Source organism: Streptomyces sp. McG3 (assembly GCF_018619185.1).
Lineage (GTDB): Bacteria > Actinomycetota > Actinomycetes > Streptomycetales > Streptomycetaceae > Streptomyces.
Genome location: NZ_JAAXYC010000479.1, coordinates 1 through 4,089, shown reverse-complemented (window position 1 = coordinate 4,089; position 4,089 = coordinate 1). Strand labels below are relative to the sequence as shown.

Below are 4,089 nucleotides of genomic sequence, written 5' to 3'. Positions count from 1 at the left end.
GGTCGAGACCGCGGGCGAGGAGCGCTGGCGGATCCGGCTGCTGCTCGCCGACGGCACCCGCGTCCCGTTGCCCGCCTCCCCGGACCTGCCGCCGCCCGCGTGCGCGGACCCGGCAGGCGACTTGGTGCTGGACCTGGCGGCGCACCCGTACGCGGACCGGGTGGAGTACACACCGGAAGGGGTCCTGCGCGTCTCGGGGACGTACGTTCGCCCCGCTCCGGGGACCTACGTTCCGCCCGCTCCGGGGGCGGCGGCCGTGCCCATCGGCCGGCTCGTCCTGCGCCACGAGACGCTGCACGAGACGGTCCCGGTCGCGGGGATTTTCGCGGAGCCCGCCACGGGAAGCGTCGCAGGAACCGACACAGGGACCAACACAGAAGCCGTCGCGGAAGCCGTCGCGGAACGCAAAGCGGGAAGCACCGCAAGGACCGGCACAGGGACCGTCGCGGAGCCCGCCACGGGAAGCAGCCCAGGAACCTCCACGGACACACGCGCGGGCCGGTTCTCCGCGCTGATCGCCCCACCGCTCCCGGAAGGCCGCTGGGAGGTCCGCCTGGACGGCCGGCCCGTACGCGTCCTCGGCGCCGCCGCCGCGCAGCTCCCCTGCGGCGGAGCCGGGAGCGCCCTGCGTCCGGAGCGGCGGCACGGCGACCGGCTGTCCGTCGTCGCGGGCCCGGACACGCAAGCGGCGGCCGCCGGGCGGAGCGCCTACGGCAGGCGCCTCCTGCGCGCCGCGCACTACCGCGACGGGCGCACGACCCTCCCGCTCCGCGACACCGTCCTCTACGCGGGCGGCGACTCCCCGCGCGCCGTCCACGCCGAACTCGTGCGCCGGGGCACGGAGACCGAGCACCTGTGGGTCACCGGTACCACCCCCGGTCGCACCACCCACGTCCCGCCCGGCGCGCGGGCCGTCCCCGTGCACAGCGTCGCCTGGTACGAGGCGCTGGCCCGCTCCCGCCGGATCGTCACGGACGAGCAGCTGCCCGGGTGGTTCGAGCGGCGGCCGGGACAGACGGTCATCCAGACCTGGCACGGCACCCCGCTCGGCCGGTTCGGCGGCTGCCTGGCGGACACCCTCTACGCCGACCACCAACACCTCGCCACCCTGCCGCGGCGGTCGGCCCAGTGGTCGGTGCTGGTCTCCCCGAGCCGCTTCGCCACCCCGTGGCTGCGCCGGTCGCTGGGGTACGAGGGCGAGGTGCTGGAGGCCGGGTCACCCGCCAACGACGTGCTGTTCCCGCCGGACCGGGACAAGGCCGCCGAGGAGGTCCGGCGCGGGCTGGGGATCCCGGAGGACCACCGCGTCGTGCTGTACGCCCCGACCTACCGCGACCACCTGGCCCATCCCCCGGCGGCGTCCGCCGACCGCACGGCCCCCGGCCCGTACCGCTGGGACCCGGCGCTCGACCCGGGTGCCGTGGCCCGGGCGCTCGGCCCCGGCCACACGGTGCTGGTCCGGCGGCACCCCCGGGTCACCGGCGGCCACCAGGACGGGCCCGGCGTGCTCGACGTCTCGCGGCACCCGGGGGCGGCCGGGCTGTTGCTGGTGGCCGACGTCCTGGTGACGGACTACGCGGGGCTGATGTTCGACTTCGCACTGACGGGCCGGCCGATGCTCTTCCACACGTACGACCTGGAGCACTACCGCGACACCGTGCGCGGCTTCTGCCTGGACTTCGAGACCCGGGCGCCGGGACCGCTGCTGGTCACGACGGACGAGGTGGCCCAGGCGCTGCGCGACACCGGGTCGCTGGCGGCCCGGCACGCCGACGCGTACGAGAGCTTCCGCCGCGACTACTGCGATCTGGACGACGGCGGTGCGGCGGCCCGGGTCGCGGACCGGCTGCTGGCGGACACGCCCTGATGAGGGTGTCGGGGAGCCGGGGCCCGGAATCCCTCGGACGGGTGGCGGCGGGGAGAGCGGGCCCGCCGCGCGGAACCCATGAGGTGTGCCCCTCTTCTCCGCTGCCTCCGCCCCGCCCTCCGACCTCCCGCCCGCCGCGACCGGAGGCGACGGGGCCGACGGGACGGCCCGGCCGCCCCTGTGGCTGCCGTCGCCGTACCTCGTGCTGGCCGGACTGGTGTGGGCGGTGCTGTCGGCGGCGGCCTGGCAGGCTCCGCTCTGCTGCGAGGCCGGGCTCCAGGCGGCGGTCGTCGAGCGGCTCCGGGTGAACCTGCTGCACCCGGCGTTCCCGATGACCGACCTGCCCGCCGTGGCGAGCGCGCACTACTCCCCGTACGCACTGCTCCAGGGGCTGGCCGCCCGCGCCACCGGGCTCTCGGGCCCGTCCGTCGTCGCAGTGGCCGCGTCGGTGAACCTGCTGCTCCTGCTCACCGGGATCGGCCGGCTCACCCGGCTGCTGACCCCGAACCGGTGGGTTCCGGTTCTCGTGCTGCTGCCCCTGGGCCTGATCCACTGGGCGGATCCGGCCCGTTGGAGCGCGCCGAGCACGTTCGCGGTCGCGGTCACCCTGCACCTGTGGGCGTGGACCGGTCGCGCGACCGCCCGGACCGCCCGCCCCGGTGATCCGAAGCCCGGCCGGACGCCCCGGTGGGCGGAGGCGGCCGGGATCGGCGTACTGCTCGGGCTCGTCCTGCTGGTCCACCCGCCGACGGCGATCGGCGCGGCGCTCGGGTGCGTCGCCCTGATCGCGGTCCGGACGCGGACCCGGATCCGGCCGACCGTGTGGCGGTGGGCGTTCGCCGTCGTGTGCGCGGTGGCCGCGGCGGCGCTGTGGCCGTACTACAACGGGCTGACCGCCCCGCGCACCCCCGCCGAGGGCCGGACCACGGGCCCGCCTGCGGCCGAGGGGGTCCGGGCGGCCGGGGAGCCGTACGCCTGGGCGACCGCGTACGTGCCACCGGGCGAAGTGGTCCTGACGGACAGCCGCCCGGCGATGTACGCGCTGGCCGGTCACGGGGCGTACGTACTGGCCGACGCGCTGCCGGACGCGGGTCTTGCGCGCACGGAGCGGCGGGAGAGGAGCCGGGCGGTGGCCGCCTACCTCGACACGTCGACCCCGCAGGTCCGGCGGGACGGGATCACCGCCCGCTACGGGGTGCGATGGCTGCTGCTGACCCGCTTCCAGCGCCTGCCCGAGAACGCGACGATGCTGGCGTTCAGCCCGGCCACGGGCGAGGTACTGGCGCGGGTACCGGCGGGCTGAGCGCCTTCAGACGTGCTGGAGGGTTCAGACGTGCCGGAGGACTTTCAGACGTGCTGAAGGACTTCAGACGTGCTGGAGGACTTCAGACGTGCTGGAGGACTTCAGACGTGCTGGAGGACTTCAGACGTGCTGGAGGACTTCAGACGTGCTGGAGGGCAACGACCGCCGAGGCGGCCAGATCGTCCAGGTAGCCCTTCGGCAGTTCGCCGCGGACCACGACGAGCCGCCAGTACAACGGCCCGACGATCAGATCGAGCGCCCGGTCGGGATCGCTGCCCGCGGGCAGCTCGCCCCGGGCCACCGCCTCCCTCACCACCACGGCGGCGACGCCCTGCTGCTGGTCCAGGAGCGCGGCCTTGATCGCCTCGGAGATCTCCGGATTGCGGGCCGCCTCGACCAACAGATCCGGGATGACCTGCGAGGCGACCGGGTGGCGCAGGGCGTACGCGGCGAGTTCCAGGACGGCGCGCACGTCCCCGTACAGCGAACCGGTGGCCGGGGCCGGCATCCCCTGCGCGGCGACGGCCGCGACCAGGTCGAGGACGAGCGCCAGCTTGGACTTCCAGCGACGGTAGACGGCGGTCTTGCCGACGCCCGCACGCCGGGCGATGCCCTCGATGGACATCCGGGCGAACCCCACCGCGGCGAGTTCCTCGAAGACGGCGGCGCGGATGGCGTCGGTCACGTCCTCACGCAGGACGGCGGCGCCTGCGGGGGCGCGGCGGCGGGTTCCCCGTTCGGTGGTCATGGCCCGCATGATAGTCGGCCGCGACGAAACGGTTGCGTTGCGACGTAGAAGCGCCCTACTCTCAGCGTTACGACGATACGGTCCCGTCCCAACGAGGGCGTCCCCACGGGACCGTATCGTTCCGTCGCCGTACTGCCCCACCGTTCCAACATTCCGGCGCTATCCCCCTCC

3 protein-coding genes are annotated in these 4,089 nt (G+C 75.1%); 2 read left to right on the top strand and 1 reads right to left on the bottom strand.

Annotation, left to right across the window (positions count from 1 at the left end; genetic code table 11):
* Both HET64_RS37255 and HET64_RS37250 read left to right on the top strand, forming a co-directional pair.
* Positions 1-1,867, top strand: a 1,867-nt coding sequence (locus HET64_RS37255; RefSeq protein ID WP_215111661.1) for a CDP-glycerol glycerophosphotransferase family protein, incomplete at its 5' end; no start/stop codon positions are given.
* 85 nt (positions 1,868-1,952) lie between these two features.
* On the top strand, positions 1,953-3,170 hold the full coding sequence (locus tag HET64_RS37250) for a hypothetical protein (protein ID WP_215111660.1): 1,218 nt from the start codon (positions 1,953-1,955) through the stop codon (positions 3,168-3,170).
* Between the two features lie 139 nt (positions 3,171-3,309).
* On the opposite strand, the gene HET64_RS37245 is transcribed toward HET64_RS37250, so the two are convergent.
* Entirely contained in the window at positions 3,310-3,918 is a 609-nt protein-coding gene (locus HET64_RS37245) for a TetR/AcrR family transcriptional regulator (protein ID WP_215111659.1), read from the bottom strand.
* Between the last annotated feature and the right edge of the window lie 171 nt (positions 3,919-4,089).